Here is a 16,549-nt window from a genome sequence, read left to right on the forward strand (position 1 = left end):
GTCCGGCACGTTCGCGCTCGGCCAGCCTCACGGGCATGGGCTCATTACGTCGGGGAATTACCGCGGCAGCGGGACTGTTGTTACTTGCCTCGGCCGTGCCGGCGGGCGCGGCGCAGCACGACGGCGATCGTGGTCTCTACGCGGTCCGCGGAACGGATAAGGCCGATCGGACGGCGATCGCGCGGTCCGGTGTCGATGTCTGGGGCGTCCGAGGCGACACCCTGACCTTCGCCGCGGATTCCGCGCAGGCGCAGGCATTGCGCGGTCAGGGCTTCGAGCTGGAGAAGGTCGGTGACGTCGACGCTCTGCTCGCCGAGCGCAATCCCGACGTGCGGACCGCGGTCGACGAATTCCCGCCCGGCGACGAGGGCTACCACACCTACACCGAGCTCACCGAGGTGCTGGAGCAGGCCGTCGCCGACCACGCAGACATCGCCTCGCTGTCGAGCGTGGGCGACTCGTACGAGGGTCGCGCGCTGCACCTGATCAAGATCAGCGACAACGTCGCGCAGGACGAGGACGAACCCGAGGTGCTGTTCACGTGCAACCAGCACGCCAGGGAACACCTGACCACGGAAATGTGCCTGCGGATCGTCGAGCGCTTCACCGACGAGTACGGCAGCGACCCCACGGTCACCGAACTCGTTAACACCCGCGAGATCTACGTCATCCCAACCGTCAACCCGGACGGCGCCGAGTACGACATCGAGGGCGGCCGGTACAAGGGCTGGCGGAAGAACCGGCAGGGCAGCGGCACCGACCTGAACCGCAACTGGGGCTACCAGTGGGGTTGCTGCGGTGGCTCCAGCGGCTCGCCGTCCAGCGAGACCTACCGCGGTCCGTCCGCGTTCTCCGCGCCCGAGACGGCGGCCGTCAAGGCGTTCGTCGACTCCAGGGTCGTCGGCGGCGTCCAGCAGATCAAGGCCCACCTCGACTTCCACAGTTACTCGGAGCTGGTCCTGTGGCCCTACGGCTACACGTACGACGACTCGAACGAGACGATGTCGCCCGAGGAGGCCGAGCGTTTCCGGGAAGTGGGCGAGGCGCTCGCGGCGAGCAACGGCTACACGCCGCAGCAGTCCAGCGATCTCTACATCACCGACGGCTCGATCAACGACTGGATGTGGGCCGAGCACGGCATTCTCAGCCTGACGTTCGAGATGTACCCGTCCGGCGGCGGTGGTTTGGACGGGTTCTACCCGCCCGACGAGCGCATCGAGCCCGAGACCGAGCGCAACGACGAGGCCGTGGAGATCCTGCTCACCGAAGCGGGTAACCAGGGCTGACGTCGACCGGACCGGGGGCGGTGGCGCGATCCGTCACCGCCCCTTTTCCCGTCCCGGAGTCACGAGGCGGTGCAGCGAGGGCACGGCGCGTCGACGTCCGGCACGAGGTGGTGGCACTCGGGGTGGAAGAACCGCCGGGACGCCCACCGGAGCGGCCCGACGACTCCGGCGACCAGCACGACCAGCCCGAGCAGCACCCAGCCCGTCACGAGGAGGGCCAGCCCGAAGGCGAACCCGCCGAGGACCGAGAGCGTCAGCCACATCGATGTCGAGTCCTCGGGGGACATCATGCGGCGCAGGGAGCGGTCCAGCAGTGGATCGTCCGTCCGCAGCTCCTTTTCCAGCAGCCGGAGATTCGCGAGTTCCTCCTCGGTCAGCGGCATTCGTTCACCCATGTGTTCATCCATTCGATCACCCGAGGAAAAATGCGCAGGCTCGACCCCGTCGGGATTCACGAGAACGAGCGTGCGACGGCGCGGACGTGCGAGATCCTCGGTCGAACCCGCTGGTGATCGCAATGGTGGTCGTCACAACACCGTTGTGGTGTCGATTCGATCGTTCCCGTCTCGGTGGCTGATCGAATTCACTGAGTGACCCGCGGAGTCGGTCGCTTTCGGTGATTTCGGGAATTCGACGTCGTGGTGGGTGGGTTCACTCCGGTTGCCGGTAGCGGGCGAGGTAGCGTGCCCGGATGTCGGCCTCCGCCTCGGCCTTGGCGGCGGCGCGGACGCGTTTGCCGGTGCCGTAGTCGTAGCCGTGCTTGCTCAGGCGGTGTTCGGCGTTCTCCTCGGCGAAGGCGAACGAGTAGAAGTAGCCCACGAGGAGGGCCAGGAGTACGAGGCTCAGTCGCAGCCCCAGCGGTCCGGGCAACAGCAGCCACAGCGCGCTCAGCGGACCGACGAGGAAGGTCGTGCGCAGGCCATGTCGCCAGAGCCAGGTCTTGCTCGTGACGTCGTGCAACACCCATTCCCGGTACGACTCGGGGAGGCGTCCTCCGAGGGCGTACCACAACCAGCGGTGCGGGCCGGGGCGGCGCGGCGTACGTGACATGGTCAGCACCCTAACATTTAGCGTGCTAATTAATTAGGATGGTGTGATGCAGATCGACCTGGGAGAGAACCCGCTGGCGCTCGAGAGGCAGGTGTGTTTCGCGCTCTCGGTCGCCTCCCGCAGCGTCATCGGGCTGTATCGGCCGCTGTTGAAGCCCTACGGGCTGACCCATCCGCAGTACTTGGTGCTGTTGGCGTTGTGGGACCGCGAGCCGCGGAGCGTGAAGGCGCTCTGCGAACTCCTGTGTGCGGAACCCGCGACGTTGTCGCCCCTGCTCAAACGCCTGGAAGCGCTCGGGTACGTCAGTCGTCGACGGGATCGGTCGGACGAGCGGTCGCTGTCGGTCGAACTGACGGAGGCGGGTCGGGCGCTGCGGACCGAGGCCGAGAAGATCCCGTATCGGATCGTGGAGCGGCTGGGGATGGAAGTCCGCGAGCTGGAGGAACTGCACACGATGCTGGGCAAGGTCATCGAGGCTACGCGCCGCGCGCCGACTCCCGGCGAGTGACCGTGTCCGCAGCCTGTGCGCGCGTGTCCGCAGGCTGTGTACGGGTGTTTGCAGTTGCCGTACGTCACCGGGGAGGCTTGCGTACAGCAAGTGCGAACACACGTACGTGAAGTGCGGACACGCGCGCGTAACTTGCGGACACGGCGTCAGGGGGAGACGCCCAGATCGGTGCCCTTGGGTTCCTTGATCGCCGCGGCTCCGGCGAAGGACACCACGCACAGCACCATGATGTAGATGCCCACGGAGCCCGACCAGCCGGTGTTCTGCATCAGCAGTTCGGCGATCGTCGGCGCGAACGCCCCGCCGAGGATCGCGCCGAGGGCGTAGCCGATCGACACGCCGGAGTACCGTACCGACACCGGGAAGAGCTCCGCGTACATCGCCGACATGGGGCCGTACGACAGTCCGAGCCCGAACGTGAGGACGAAGATAGCAAGGGTGAAGACGACGATGTTCCCGAGGTCGATGAGCGCGAACAGCGGAACCATCCACACGAACACGAACGCGTATCCGATCTGGAAGGTCCTCACGCGACCGATGCGATCGGACAGTGCCCCGCCGTAGAGGGTGAACACCAGCCATCCCAATGCCGCGACCACGGTGGCGAGCAGCACCGAGGGCCTCGGCAGTCCGAGCTCGGCCGTGCCGTAGGAGATGAAGTACGCGATGACGAGGTACCCCGCGGCGTTGTTGGCCACGAACACCAGCGCGGTCAGCAACACTTCCTTGGCATTGCGGCGGAAGAGGTCCCGAAGCGGCGCCGACGACTCCTTCTTGCGCCGCAACATCTCCTGAAAGACCGGGCTTTCCTCCACGGAACGCCGGATGAGGTAGCCCAGCCCCACCAACATCACGGACAGCAGGAACGGCACCCGCCATCCCCATGCCTCGAACTGTTCGGGAGTGGTCACACTCGTCGTCACCCACAGCACACCCGTGGCCAGAACCAGTCCAATGGGGACACCGATCTGCGGGTAGGCGCCGAACAGGCCGCGCCGGTTCACGGGCGCGTGTTCCACCGCCATGAGGGCGGCGCCGCCCCACTCACCGCCCGCCGAGAAGCCCTGGACGATACGCAGCGACATCAGCACGATCGGTGCCGCGAGCCCGATGTCGGCGTAGGTGGGCAACAGGCCGATGAGAGCGGTCGCGCCCCCCATCGTCACCAGCGTGAACACCAGCATCTTCTTACGACCCAGCTTGTCTCCGTACCGTCCCGCGACGATGGCTCCGAGTGGCCGGAACAGGAAGCTGATGCCGATGGTGGCCAGTGAGATGACCGTGGCGAGGCCGGGGGACGTCTCGCCGACCGGCGCGAAGAACAGGGGGGCGAGCACCAGGCTCGCGGCCTGGGCGTAGATGAAGAAGTCGTACCACTCGATCGAGGTGCCGGCAAGGGTGCTGAGCAACACCTTGCGTTCCTCGGTCGACAGTGGCCTCCGTTCGGAAACCGACAGCGGTGCGGCCATGGGGAACTCCGTTGTTCGGGGAGGCAGCAGGTGCGCAGATACTAAGCACAGAACTCACCGCGCGTCAGCCCCCGCGGGTCACCGATGTTCGCGCGACGAACGTGACGCGACGGTCTTCCGTTCCGCTGGTTCGCGCTCTAGTCTCTGGAACGGAAAGTAGTTAAGACGTTAACCATCGGAGGTGGCGTCGTGGGCCGGAAGGCGTTCGCCTCATCGGCGGATCTGGACGAGAAGGAACAGACGCTGGAGGTGCTCGCCGACGGCGTCTACGCGCTCACCGCGGAAGGCGACCCCAACGTCGGCGCGATCGAGGGCGAGGACTTCCTCGTCTGCTTCGAGGCGATGGCCACGCCGGTGGCCGCCCGTGAGTGGCTGGCCAAGCTCCGGGAGCACACCGACAAACCCGTGCGTTACCTGGTGTTGTCGCACTATCACGCCGTCCGCGTGCTCGGCGCGTCGGCTTTCGACGCCGAGGTGATCGTGGCCCACGAGAACACCCGCGCGCTCGTGGCCGAACGCGGACGCGAGGACTGGGAGAGCGAGTTCGCGCGGATGCCCAGGCTGGCCAAGGACGCGGACTCGGTGCCGGGGTTGACGTGGCCGACGTTGACGTTCTCCGACCGGCTCACCATCGACCTCGGTGGCGATCGTGGCGACCTCGTCCTGCAGTACTGTGGTCGCGGGCACACCGAGGGCGACATCGTGGCGTGGTTGCCGAAGCACCGTGTGCTGTTCGCGGGTGATCTCGTGGAGGCCGAGGCCGCGCTGTACACGGGGGACGCCTACCACCGCGACTGGGCTTCCTCGACTTTAGACCGAGTGAAGGCCTTCGGTGCCGACGCCCTCGTCGGTGGGCGCGGCGCGGTGAGCCACGGCAGGGACGCCGTGGACGCCGCCATCGAACAGACTCGGGACTTCCTGCGCGTGATGATCCGAGAGGTCGGCGCCGTGCACCACGGCGGCGGAACCCTGAAGGAGGCGTTCGAACGCACGCGCGCGGCCCTGGCGCCGCGTTACGGGAAGTGGCCGATCTTCGAACACTGCCTCCCGTTCGACGTCTCGCGCCTGTGGGACGAGTTGTCCGGCATCGAACGCCCCGTGATCTGGACCGCCGAACGTGACCGTGAGGTCTGGGACCTGTTGCAGGATTGAACCGACGGAGGCGATGACCGTGCGAGACCGCAGCGTGGCGGTGATCGGTAACGGCCCGGTGGGACAGACGACGGCGCTGCTGCTGGCGCGCTGGGGGATCCCCGTGGTGTTGCTGGACGGTCGTCCGGCTCGCGACCCGGTGGGGTCCAAGGCGATCTGCCAGCAGCGCGACGTCCTCGACGTGTGGGAGTCCGTGGGCGCGGGGCGCCGTATCGCGGATGAAGGTGTCACGTGGTCGACAGCGCGGACGTTCCATCGGGACACCGAGTTGTTCGCCCTCACCCTGCAGGACGCGGGCACGTCGGTGTTCCCGCCGTTCGTGAACATCTCGCAGTCGCGGGTCGAGGAGATCCTGGACGAGAAGATCGCCGAGCAGCCGCTCATCGACGTTCGCTGGGGGCATCGGGTCACGCGGATCGAGCAGGACGCCGACGCGGTCCGGCTCGTCACCGACACGGGAGCCAGCGTCGTCGCCGACTACGCGGTCGCCTGCACGGGCGCTCACTGCGAGGACCTACGGCGGTCGTTGGGGGTGCGGTTCGAGGGCCATTCGTTCGACGACCGCTTCCTCATCTGTGACATCCGCGCCGACCTCCCCGGATGGGCGCGGGAACGGCGTTTCTGGTTCGACCCCGTCTGGAACCCCGGACGGCAGGTGCTCATCCACCCCTGTCCCGACTCGACGTTCCGCATCGACTGGCAGGTGCCCGGAGACTACGACCTGGCCGAGGAGGAACGCAGCGGCGCGCTCCACGAGCGCGTCAGAGCCATCGTGGGGGAGGCCGACTACGAGATCCTGTGGAAGTCGGTGTACCGGTTCCACTCCAGGGTGGCCGACCGTCTGCGGGTGGGGCGGGTGCTGCTGGCCGGTGACTGCGCGCACCTCATGTCGCCGTTCGGCGCGCGCGGACTGAACTCGGGCGTGGCCGATGCCGAGAACGCCGCGTGGAAGCTCGCGTACGTGCTGCGCGGCTGGGCCGACGAGAGCCTGCTCGACACCTATCATGCCGAGCGGCACGCGGCGGCGGTGGAGAACCTCGACGTCACCACCGCGACGATGAACTTCCTCGTGCCCCACAACGCCGAGCAGCGAGCCCTTCGGGAGTCCGTCCTGGTGGGGGCGGCCACCGACCCCGCCCTGCGGGCACGGGTGGACTCCGGCCGGTTCTCCGAACCGTTCTGGTACGTGGACTCGCCGCTCACCACGCCGGATGTGACCCGCCCGTTCGCGGGGCGCCCACCGAGGGGGCAGGTTCCTCCACCGGGGCCGGGGATCCTCGTGCCCGACGTGCCGGTCTCGGCGCCCGGTGCCACCCGACTGCGGGAGCTGCTCCGCGACGGGTTCTGCGTGCTCGCGGCACGGGACGCCGAGCTGCCCGACGTGTCGTCGGTGCCCTGGCCGGTGCGGGTGGTGTCACTGCCCAAACTCGACCCGGACGGCGTGGTGTCCGACACGCTCGGGATGCGTCGCGGGGAGCTGTGGCTGGTGCGGCCCGACGCGTACACGGCCGCTGTCGTCACCGAGACCACGTCGTTGTTGGAGGCGATGCGACGCGCGGTCGGCGGCGCCCCAACCCCCGCATCGGTGTAATCCACATCGTGAGACACGGCCCCCGCGCGAATTAGCCTCACTGAGGTATATCGCAGGCTTTCGCGCTGGGAGTGTCCGTGTCCGCATCGACCGACCACACGTCGACCGGGGTGAGTCGCACCACCCTGCTCTTCTCGCCGACCTCCGTCGCGCCTTCGCCGCCGGAGCCGCTCGGCCGTGTGACGAAGGGGCCGCTCGTCGTCGCGGGACTGCTCGCGGTGGCGCTGAGCTGGTACGTCTGGTCGGTTCACGGCGCGAAGTTCGGCGCGCTGCTGGTGATCGGGCTCTTCCTCGGTGTGGCGTTGTTCCACTCGCGGTTCGGGTTCACCTCGGCGTGGCGGCAGTTGATAGCCGTGGGCAACGGGGAGGGGCTGCGGGCCCACGCGCTGCTTTTGGGGACCGCCACCACCCTCATCGCGTTGGTGATGGTCAGCGGCGCGGGACTGTTCGGCTCCACACCGTCGGCCTCGCCCGGAGCCATCGGGCTCCCGCTGTTCGTCGGGGCGGCGTTGTTTGCCATCGGCATGCAGATCGGCGGGGCGTGCGCGTCGGGCACGCTGTTCGCGGTCGGCTCGGGGCAGTCGACGATCGTGTTCACCCTCGGCGGATTCATCGTGGGCTCGGTGTTCTACACGTGGGCTTTTCCCGCGTTCGACGGGTGGCCGGAGGTGCCGGGGGTGCTGCTGTCCGACCACCTCGGTTGGTTCGGCAGCTGGGCGGTCACGATCGCCGCGCTGCTCGCCGTCGTGGTGGTGAGTCGTCTCGTCCAGGCTCGGCGCAACCCGCCGCCCCTCGCGCCCGTACCGTCCGCCCGAGGTATCGCCCGAGTCGTGCGGGGGTCGTGGCCGAAGCTGGTCGGCGCCGTCGTGCTCGGTGCGCTGGCCGCCGCCGTGATGGTGGTCTCCGGAGGTATTTGGGGCGTCACCACGGCGTTCGCGCTGTGGGGTGCCAAGCTCCTGCAGGTGCTCGGCCTGCACCCCGAGACCTGGGAGTTCTGGCAATCCGACCGTTACGCCGAGATGCTGGCGAACCCGGTGCTGACCGAGAAGACCAGCCTCACCAACATCGGCATCATCCTCGGCGCGGCCGTCGCCGCCGCGGCGGCCGGTGCCTGGAAGCTGCACACCACGATTCCGTGGCGCACCGCGCTGGGAGGTGTGCTCGGCGGCATTCTCATGGGCGTGGGAGCGAGGCTGGCCGGCGGTTGCAACATCGGCGCCTACCTCGGCGGCATTTCCACGGGTAGCCTCCACGGGTGGCTGTGGGCGGTGTTCGCGCTCGCCGGAACGTGGGTGGGTGTGAAGTTGCGGCCACTATTCGGGCTCGGTGTTCCCAAGCCCTCCGACAGCGTGTGCTGAAAGGGGCCCGGCTTTGTGGGCCGGGCACCTCGGCCCACCGGATTCGGGACGGGTGCCTCCGCGGCACGCCCCACTCGGTGTGGCCGTGGAACTGGCCGGTGGGATCGCTGTTCTCGGCGACGGCCCAGTCGACCGCCTCGATGAGCATGCCCGACGAGGTACGTCCGGAGCCGCTGGGCGCGCCGATGCCCCGGCGGCGATGGGAAGAGGGCGGCCTCGGGCAGGACGTCGGGGCGTGTCGGCGACTTCGGGACGAAAGCGGCGAAACCGCCGATAACGCCCGCGATCGTGACCAAGATCATGATTACGGGCGGTGACCATCCGAGGTCGATATGCTCTGTGTCACATCTCTGTGACGCAATGTAGTACCTCGACTTCCAGGGAGGACACCGCCCATGTTCAAACGGTTGCTCAGTGCGTTCGGTGTCGGCGGTCCGTCCGTCGACACGGTGCTGGACACCCCTCACGTCGTACCGGGACAGGTCCTCACCGGAAGCGTGCGGATCCAGGGCGGGAGCGCCGACGCGGAGATCGGTGAGATCGCGCTGTCATTGGTGACCCGGATCGAGGTGGAAAGCGGGGACAGCGAGTTCACCGGCACGGGCGAGTTCCAGCGGGTCGTGGTCGGGCACGGGGTGCGAGTTCCCGCGGAACAGCTCGTCGTCGTGCCCTTCCGGCTCGACATTCCGTGGGAGACGCCGATCACCGCCGTGAGCGGTCATCAGCTGCCCGGTATGACGGTGGGCGTGCGCACGGAACTGGTGATCGCCGGAGCGCCGGACAAGGGCGACCTCGACCCGGTGGAGGTGCATCCGTTGCCGTCGCAGGACGCCGTCCTCGAGGCGTTCGGCGAGCTGGGGTTCCACTTCCACAGCGCCGACGTGGAGGCCGGACGGATCTACGGGGTGCCGCAGCAGCTCCCGTTCTTCCAGGAGTTGGAGTTCTACCCGCCCGCCGCGTTCGCGGGGCGGCTGAACCAGGTGGAACTCACTTTCGTCGCCACTCCCCACGACCTCCACGTGGTCCTGGAGGCGGACAAGCGTGGCGGACTGTTCCGACAGGGCGGTGACATGTTCGGTCGGTTCGCGACCTCGCACGCCGAGGCGGGAAACCGCGACTGGACGGGGTTGATCGGGCAGTGGCTCGAACAGGCCGCGGAGCGCGGCCCCTCGGTCTACCACGGAGACCCGGCGTTCGGGGAGTACCCCGGTCCCTACGGGCAGCCGGCCCCCTATGCCCACCCCGACCAGTACCACCACGAGCGCCGGGGTCCCGGCATGGGCGGGGTCATCGCGGGCGCGGCCGCCGGGGTCGTCGGCGGCCTGGTGATGGGCGAGGTGATGGAGGAGATCTTCGAGGGGGACGAGGAGGAAGACTTCGAGGACTGAGGTCGCCGGGCCGGGGTGCCGGCCCCGGCGCGGAGCGTGGTCGGCGGATCACTGACGTCGTGCACCGTGCGGTGGTCTCCGGGGACTCGGTGGCGGGAAAGCATCGAAGTGTTCGAATTGCGGTTGGGCGAGATTCGGTCGGATGCCACCGTAACGGTGTGAAAACGATGTGTTCCGCCGAGCCGGTGGGTGCGGCCGGGCGATTTCGTCACCCGGCCGGGACGCGTGAGCGCCCACGCGGTGCGCGGGCTACTGTTCGACGGGCTTGCGAGGACGGTTGACCGTCGCGGTGCGCGGGGAGCCCTGGGCCGCGGGGACGCGGGTGCGCGCGGCCGCCCTCCCGGTAGTGGGGTTCCCGGCGTCGGGGGCGTTGAACGTCTGCTTGATGCTGTCGAACAGTGTGACCACCGCGCGAGCGGCGGGCAGCAACATTTGTCCTTGGGGGGTCAACCTTGCTCCGGTGGAGTCCCGAGTGAACAGCTTCGCGCGGAGACTGGTTTCCAGACACTTGATCTGGTAGCTGATCGCGGGCTGTGAGTAGCCCAGTGCCTCGGCCGCGAGGTCCATTCGTCCGGCCTCGGCGATCGACACGAACGCGCGGAACTGTCGCTCGTCCATTCCATGCTCCAAACTCTCGTCGGTACAGGAGGATTGGTCGGGGCTCGATGCGCTAGCTCCGCGTTCTCGCGGGCGCGCTTCGACGGAACGCCGGGGCACAGCGGGGGACGCCGTCGGTTGGGGGCGGGCGCCTTACGGCTGTGGTTTTCATACCTTTTGCCATCCCTGTCCTAATGGCGGTCGGTGAGCGGCACCAAGGAAACCGCACGGTGTGATGACCATGCCAGCGCTTGTGATGGCCGGAAAGGGTCACGGCGTGTCAGGAACGGGACATAACCAACCTTCGGGTTCGCCCGAATGGACCAATCTGTGAATAATTCTCGTACTCGGAGTGTCGTCGGGGTTCGCGCGGTGCCCGAGTGAGCCGCCTCCGTCCGATGTGACATTGAGTTACGGAGCTGCGGCCCGAGGTGCGACGAATGGCGCAACGGCGTTCGACCGAACGTTCTCTTTTCCTGCTCCGAACGGCGGTCTCATGGTCGTGGGTTCGAATCTCGGTGGACACGGAGCGAGACAAAACGTCCCTTGACTGTCCTCAAAGGACAAATTTGTCGCGGGTGCGGCGATGACACTGTGAGTACTGCTCGTCGACCGTGCGGTGCTGCTTGCCGAACGGTGCCCCTCGCCCAGTGGAACCGAGCGGTGGGTACGTACGTCGAACGGTGGCGAAAGCCTCAGGCGAGACCCGTGGGAGTTTCATGAGTGACGAGCACGACCCGGACGACGTTGCCGAGACGGCGTGCCGATTCACCGACACGGAGCTGGCGATCTACCTGTTCCTTCTGCAAGGCCCCGCGTCGTTGCCCGACTGTTGCGCCGCCACGGGGTTGGAGGAGGGGGAGGTGACGCGGGTTCTCGAAAGCCTGTCCCAGTCCAAGCTGGTACAGCCGTTACCCATCCAGCCCCCACGATGGCGTGCGGTCGCTCCCAATCTCGCCTTTTTGAACTTCCTGTCGAAGTTGCGCGCCGAGTACGCGAAACTGAGCAGACAGACCACGTCGTTGAACAACGTGCTCAACGAGTTGCAGAGCGTGATGCGAAGCGACGTGCTCGGGTGCCACTCGGCGGTCGGGGTCGAGAAACTCGCCGACGAGGCGGAGACGCGGACCAAGTTGATCGAGTTGCTCCTGACCGCCCAACACAGCGTGCGAGCCATGCATCCCACGGTCGCCTGGGGCGACGTCCTGGACATGGATTTCTCGGTGGATCGCGCCCTGTACGACAGGGGGTTGGACATCCGCTCCATCTATCCACACACGACGCGAAGGCAGCGGGAGGGGCTGAACTACTTCAGGCGTCTCCGAGAACTCGGGTGTCAGTTCCGGACGACGGTGTCGGTTCCCGGCCGCGTCATCCTCATCGACGACCGGATCGCGGTGCTCCTGCTGCGCTCCCGGCATGACGGCGGCGTCGTCGCGCGCGAACCGAACATCGTCGGTTTCTTCGAGCAGCTCTTCGAGGACACGTGGGACCGGGCGCTTCCGGTGTCGGAGTACGACTACGACAAGGATGTCCGGCGCGAACTCGAACTGCTGGTGCTCATCGAGCTGAGCTCGGGTCGCTCCGACGAGGCGATCGCGCGCAGACTCGACATCTCGACCCGGACGCTCCGCCGGTACATCACCGGGCTCTACGAACGGTTCGGGGTCGAGACCCGCTTCCAGCTCGGGGTCGCGGCGGCCCGTGCGGGCATCCTGCCGGGCGCGCCGGACCTCGAATGAGCTGATCCTTGCCCGGAATCCGGGTCAGGCGGTGCAGGACAACCGGGCGTCACCCCAGTCGGCGTGGTCGTGGTCGATCCCGTCTCCGCCGTCGTGGACGGTCAACGTCAGCAGCTCCACTCCCGCGACCGGGACGGCGAGGGCGTGAGCCCCGTCCGTGCCGTGCAGCGTGGGGGTGGCGGCGAGTCGCTCCCCGTCGCCCCACACCTCGAACGACACCGAACCCTGATCACCCACCTCGTCGTCCACGCCGACCTCGGCGGTGAACTCCGTGCAGGCGTCACCGAGGTAGAACTCCACCGACGACGGCGCGTGCACGCCGAGCCCCTTGGCGTACGTCGTGCCGCCGACGGTCAGCTCGGCACCGTCATCCGCCGCCTGTTCCCCGACGGAGGCGTCGCGTTCCACCGGGCCCCAGCCGTTGCCGCTCGATAGGAACGGCAGGTCGCTGACGAACACCTCACCGCGCGGAGCGTCCGGTGGGACGAGCACCTCGACCGCCCGCTCCACGTGCACCGGGCTCCCGTGTCCCGACGCGCCCGGCACGCGGTACTGCGCCACCACGGGCAGGTCCACGCGGCCGCGCGTCCCGTCCTCGGGCGCCGTCAGCGTCCAGGACCCCGTCAAGGTGTCACCGGAGCGCAGCGAGGAGGTCCGTACCACGTCTCCCTCGGCCTGCCAGCCTTCGGGTACGAAGGGTCGCAACGACACGTCGTGGACGCGCTGTTCCCCGTCGGCGAGGGCGAACTCGGCGCTGACCTCGACGCTGCCCCTGGCGGCACGGTCGCCGACTCGGGAGAGATCGTCAACGTCGTCTCCGGCACCGACGACACCGGGCGCTCGCACGAATCCCGGTGCCGGTCGGCGCGGCAGAGGATCGCGGCGAAGCCGCCGTTGTCCGCCACGGGCACGGTGAGCTCGTCACCGCGGTCGAGCACGTGCGACTCGCGGACCACGCCCGTGCCGTCCTCCCCGTCCCGGAAGAGGTCGACACGCCAGTCACCACGTCCCAGGAAGTCCAGTGACGCGGACACCGTGCGGGCCTCGCCCGCGGTGATCCCGCCGACGAACCAGCGGTCACCCTGACGCCGCGCGATGACCGCCTCCGAACCCGGTGCGCCGGAGAGCAGTTTCGTCTCGTCCCACACCGTGGGGACTTGGTCGAGGAAACGTTGGGCGTCCGGGTACCGGGGGAAGACCTCCGGGCGGTCGGCCGGGTGCAGCAGGCCGCTCTCGAACACCACGGGCAGAGCGATCTCGTGGCCGTCGGAGGTGAAGCGACTGTCCTGCGACAGCGTGACGGGGGTGTAGTCCATCGACCCGACCACGTTCCGCGTGAACGGCAAGATGGTGTTGTGCTCGGGGGTCACGTGGTGGTCGCCGTCGAAGGAGTAGTACTCGGCCCCGCGCACGGCCTCGTAGCTCATCAGGTGCGGCCAGGTGCGTTGCAATCCCTTCGGAATCGTCGAGCCGTGGAAGTTGACGAGCAGCCGGTGTTCGGCGGTGGCGGCGAGCACGCGTTCGTACCAGTCGTGGCGAGAAGCGCCTTCACCGTGGCCTCCGCCGTCGTTCATGAAGTCGATCTTGACGCCTTTGACGCCCCAGTCGTTCAACAACCCGAACCAGTGGGCCATCTCCTCGGCCGTGTCGACCTCCCACCACCGGAACCACAGGAGCACGTCCACCCCCTTCGCACGCGCGTAGCGGGTGACCTCCGGGACCCACGAGGCGTCCCAGCCTTCGTCGATCAGCACGTAGGGCCAGCCGTGCTCGGCGGCGTAGTCGATGTAGTCGCGTTGCCGCTGCGGGTCGCGCGGACTGTCGTGTTCGGGCAGCCACGACCACGCCACCGTGCCCGGCCGGACCCACGAGGTGTCGGAAAGGCGGGAGTCCGGGGCGAGGTCGTCGACCAAAGTGGACTCGGTGACGGTGGCGAGATCACCCACCACGGCCACGCGCCACGGCGTGGTCAGTGGGCCGTCGGACGCGGGCGGCTGCTCCACCAGATCGACCTCGTACCGTCCACTGCCGTGCTCGTGGGCGAGCCTGCTGCCGGGGTAGGCCGAGGAGAGCCCGGACTCGGTGAGCAGGACGTAGGACTCGGCGGTAGAGAACAGCGCGGGGTAGCCGAACTCACCGCTCGGCACCGAACCGGCCGTGGCCTCGAATCGCGGCTCCTCGTACCACGAGCTGTAGTTCAGCATCCAGGCGTCGGCGTCGGTGGGCAGCGTCCACGACGACGCCTCGCGCACAACTCGCGCTCCGTCGGGGGAGGGCAGGCGATAGCGGTAGGCGACCCCGTCGGGTGCCACCCGCACCACCAGGTCGAGCGGCGTGCCGTCCTCGGCGGTGAACGACAGTGTCGTCTCCCTCATGACGGTGTGGCGGTTCCGCTCCTTGCCGGTGGTCGTCCGGTAGTGCTCGACCACGGTGCGGTCGGAACGCCCCGTGAACGTCAGGTCGTCGCTGAGATCGATGTCCTCGGTCACGACACCGAGGTCGGAGGCGGGGAGTACGGTCCGGCCCCCACGCGTGATCTCCAGGGAGGGAGCCCCGTCGGACAGGCTGATCACGGCGGTCAGGGGCGAACCGGGGCCGGTCACACTCCACGTGCTGTCGTCGGCGGAGGCGGGAACGGTCGTCGTGGTGCCGACCACCGCGGCAATGGTCCCCACCGCCGCGACGCTGCGTGCGGCTGCCCAGGGCATTGTTTACTCCTGTCCAGTTATGTTGGATAGTGTGGGCTCCGCGGAAGTTACTGTGTGCGTTCCTGTTCGTACAGGGCCGTTCGCGGTAATCGGTGATGGTTTGTCCGGTTTCGGCCGCCCGGTCCCGAGGTGTGAGCCGGGCGGGGCGCCGAGAAAAGGCGGAAGACTCCGTTCGTGGGCATGCCGAACTCGCCGTCGAACCCGGCTTTCCGTCGTCACTCGGGCCGCGACGGGACGGGAAGAGGAGACGGTCCCGTGGTGGAGCGAGGAGAAGTGCTCCACCACGGGGCCGAACGACATGGACGGGCCGTAGCCCCGTGACGCCCTCGCGGGGCGTGGGTCAGGGATGGATCACGTACACGATGCCACCGGGGCCGCCCGCCACCCCGCCGTCCGCGGTGTGCCGCTGGGTGCGCTGCCACACGGTCTCGAACTGATCGCGTCGGTAGACGTTGCGCACGCCCTCGGTGGTGTCGGACGCCGGGTCGTTGACGATGACATCCCCTTCGGGGGTGAAGCCGATGACCACCATGAGATGACCGTCGGTGCCGTATCCCGCGCCGTCGAGTTCGCTCTCCAGGAAGGACACCGACGTGACGATCGGGATGCCCCTGGCGATGTACCGTTCCAGTTCGGCCAGCGAGTGCAGGCGTGTGACGTGGCCACGCAACCCGTAGTGCGCCGCGTAAGCCGTGTTGAACGGCCAGTTGCCCGTGCCTTCGTAGGAGTAGTCGTAGGTGTGGCGGGCGGCGTGGGCCACCGTCGGGTCCACGTAGTCGTCGGGCAGCCAGGACAGCTCCGACTCGCTCGGGCCGCGACCCCAGTACTCGACGACCATCTCAGTCGACGTGGGGCTGCACCAGCTCTGACCGCCTCCGCCGTACTCGGGGTAGTTGCCCTTGTGGAGGTTCTGCGCGTAGCGCGGCACGGGAAGCTCGATGCCCCTGGCCACACCGGGTTTCGAGATCGGCACCGTGAACCGGTCGGGCACGTCCGACGTCATCGCCCCGACGGCCCGGACGCGCGGGGTGGCCGACGAGGACTCCTCGCGGTGCAACGTCACCCGCAGCCGGTACGAACGGAACTTCACGCCGTCGGCCGCCGCGAGCGTGTCCACGTACACGGCGGCGTGCTCGTCCCGCTGGCCGGCCACCGTGGTGCGCTCGATGTCGTCGTCGCCGAAGGCCCACTTCCCCAGGACGTACCAGGCCGTTCGCTCACCGGTGTCGGTGCGTGCGGAGGCCTCGATCGTCACCCAGGTGCCTTTCGGGGTGCTGGCGTTCCAGGAGGCGACGAGTTCGGTGGCGTCGAACCCCGGCTCGTACCACGGTGAGGTCCAGCGGCCGTACTCCGAGCCGTCGTCGGCCCGCGTCGGGTGGGTGAGGCGGAGCCCCGTGCCGGTGGCCCGAACCCCGTCGGACTCCCCGTGCCGGAACGCGGCCACGCCGGACCACTCGTGATAGTCGATCTCTTCCCGGCCCGTGCCCTCCGCCGCGGCGGCGGGAGCGGTGACCGTGGCCGCGACGGTGACGGCGGCGAGGACGAACGAGAGCAGGCTCCTGCGCATGGCCGGTGATTTTCGTCATTCCCCCACAAGGTGTAAACCGCTTTCCGGGTGAGCGGGACCAGGCGATTTTCGCCTCCGATGCGCGCGAGATACTGCATGGAGAGGCCGCTGTCGTGGCCCGACCCGACTTTCG

General features: G+C 68.2%; 14 protein-coding genes. 7 read left to right on the forward strand and 7 right to left on the reverse strand.

Annotated elements, in window-relative coordinates; genetic code table 11:
- Positions 1-35: 35 nt before the first annotated feature.
- The gene (locus tag SACGLDRAFT_RS10165) at positions 36-1,286 is read left to right on the forward strand and encodes a M14 family metallopeptidase (RefSeq protein WP_005464269.1); all 1,251 of its coding nucleotides are present in this window, start codon (positions 36-38) and stop codon (positions 1,284-1,286) included.
- Positions 1,287-1,345: 59 nt separating this feature from the next.
- Here SACGLDRAFT_RS10165 and SACGLDRAFT_RS10170 read toward each other — a convergent pair whose 3' ends face one another.
- Both SACGLDRAFT_RS10170 and SACGLDRAFT_RS10175 read right to left on the reverse strand, forming a co-directional pair.
- Positions 1,346-1,681: a DUF3040 domain-containing protein gene (locus SACGLDRAFT_RS10170; RefSeq protein WP_005464270.1), complete on the reverse strand. Its 336-nt coding sequence runs from the start codon at positions 1,679-1,681 to the stop codon at positions 1,346-1,348.
- Between the two features lie 256 nt (positions 1,682-1,937).
- On the reverse strand, positions 1,938-2,336 hold the full coding sequence (locus SACGLDRAFT_RS10175; RefSeq protein ID WP_005464271.1) for a DUF5313 family protein: 399 nt from the start codon (positions 2,334-2,336) through the stop codon (positions 1,938-1,940).
- Positions 2,337-2,382: 46 nt separating this feature from the next.
- Between SACGLDRAFT_RS10175 and SACGLDRAFT_RS10180 the strand changes: the two genes are divergently transcribed.
- Complete coding sequence (locus tag SACGLDRAFT_RS10180; protein WP_005464272.1) at positions 2,383-2,844, forward strand: MarR family winged helix-turn-helix transcriptional regulator; 462 nt, start codon at positions 2,383-2,385, stop codon at positions 2,842-2,844.
- Between the two features lie 146 nt (positions 2,845-2,990).
- Here SACGLDRAFT_RS10180 and SACGLDRAFT_RS10185 read toward each other — a convergent pair whose 3' ends face one another.
- Positions 2,991-4,313: an MFS transporter gene (locus SACGLDRAFT_RS10185; RefSeq protein WP_005464273.1), complete on the reverse strand. Its 1,323-nt coding sequence runs from the start codon at positions 4,311-4,313 to the stop codon at positions 2,991-2,993.
- Between the two features lie 189 nt (positions 4,314-4,502).
- Between SACGLDRAFT_RS10185 and SACGLDRAFT_RS10190 the strand changes: the two genes are divergently transcribed.
- The 4 genes from SACGLDRAFT_RS10190 (at position 4,503) to SACGLDRAFT_RS10205 (ending at position 9,802) form a co-directional block, all read left to right on the forward strand.
- The gene (locus SACGLDRAFT_RS10190; protein ID WP_005464274.1) at positions 4,503-5,465 is read left to right on the forward strand and encodes an MBL fold metallo-hydrolase; all 963 of its coding nucleotides are present in this window, start codon (positions 4,503-4,505) and stop codon (positions 5,463-5,465) included.
- 13 nt (positions 5,466-5,478) lie between these two features.
- Positions 5,479-7,056, forward strand: coding sequence for an FAD-dependent monooxygenase (locus SACGLDRAFT_RS10195; RefSeq protein ID WP_040918890.1), 1,578 nt, complete (start codon positions 5,479-5,481; stop codon positions 7,054-7,056).
- A gap of 77 nt (positions 7,057-7,133) precedes the next feature.
- A complete protein-coding gene (locus SACGLDRAFT_RS10200; RefSeq protein ID WP_005464277.1) occupies positions 7,134-8,414 on the forward strand; it encodes a YeeE/YedE family protein in 1,281 nt (426 codons plus the stop codon).
- 395 nt (positions 8,415-8,809) lie between these two features.
- Entirely contained in the window at positions 8,810-9,802 is a 993-nt protein-coding gene (locus tag SACGLDRAFT_RS10205) for a sporulation protein (RefSeq protein ID WP_005464278.1), read from the forward strand.
- Between the two features lie 249 nt (positions 9,803-10,051).
- Here SACGLDRAFT_RS10205 and SACGLDRAFT_RS10210 read toward each other — a convergent pair whose 3' ends face one another.
- Complete coding sequence (locus SACGLDRAFT_RS10210; RefSeq protein WP_005464279.1) at positions 10,052-10,420, reverse strand: LysR family transcriptional regulator; 369 nt, start codon at positions 10,418-10,420, stop codon at positions 10,052-10,054.
- A 698-nt stretch (positions 10,421-11,118) separates the two neighbouring features.
- Here SACGLDRAFT_RS10210 and SACGLDRAFT_RS10215 point away from each other — a divergent pair.
- A complete protein-coding gene (locus SACGLDRAFT_RS10215) occupies positions 11,119-12,141 on the forward strand; it encodes a helix-turn-helix transcriptional regulator (protein ID WP_005464280.1) in 1,023 nt (340 codons plus the stop codon).
- A 24-nt stretch (positions 12,142-12,165) separates the two neighbouring features.
- Here SACGLDRAFT_RS10215 and SACGLDRAFT_RS22720 read toward each other — a convergent pair whose 3' ends face one another.
- The 3 genes from SACGLDRAFT_RS22720 to SACGLDRAFT_RS10225 form a co-directional block, all read right to left on the reverse strand.
- Positions 12,166-12,852, reverse strand: coding sequence for an NPCBM/NEW2 domain-containing protein (locus SACGLDRAFT_RS22720; RefSeq protein WP_232284115.1), 687 nt, complete (start codon positions 12,850-12,852; stop codon positions 12,166-12,168).
- Positions 12,765-14,849, reverse strand: coding sequence for a glycoside hydrolase family 97 protein (locus SACGLDRAFT_RS10220; protein WP_232284116.1), 2,085 nt, complete (start codon positions 14,847-14,849; stop codon positions 12,765-12,767). Before SACGLDRAFT_RS10220 ends, SACGLDRAFT_RS22720 begins: the two co-directional genes overlap by 88 nt.
- 340 nt (positions 14,850-15,189) lie before the next feature.
- Positions 15,190-16,416, reverse strand: a complete 1,227-nt coding sequence (locus SACGLDRAFT_RS10225) for a C39 family peptidase (RefSeq protein ID WP_005464281.1) — start codon at positions 16,414-16,416, stop codon at positions 15,190-15,192.
- Between the last annotated feature and the right edge of the window lie 133 nt (positions 16,417-16,549).

Origin of the sequence: Saccharomonospora glauca K62, assembly GCF_000243395.2 — a bacterium.
In the GTDB taxonomy this organism is placed as follows: Bacteria; Actinomycetota; Actinomycetes; order Mycobacteriales; family Pseudonocardiaceae; genus Saccharomonospora; species Saccharomonospora glauca.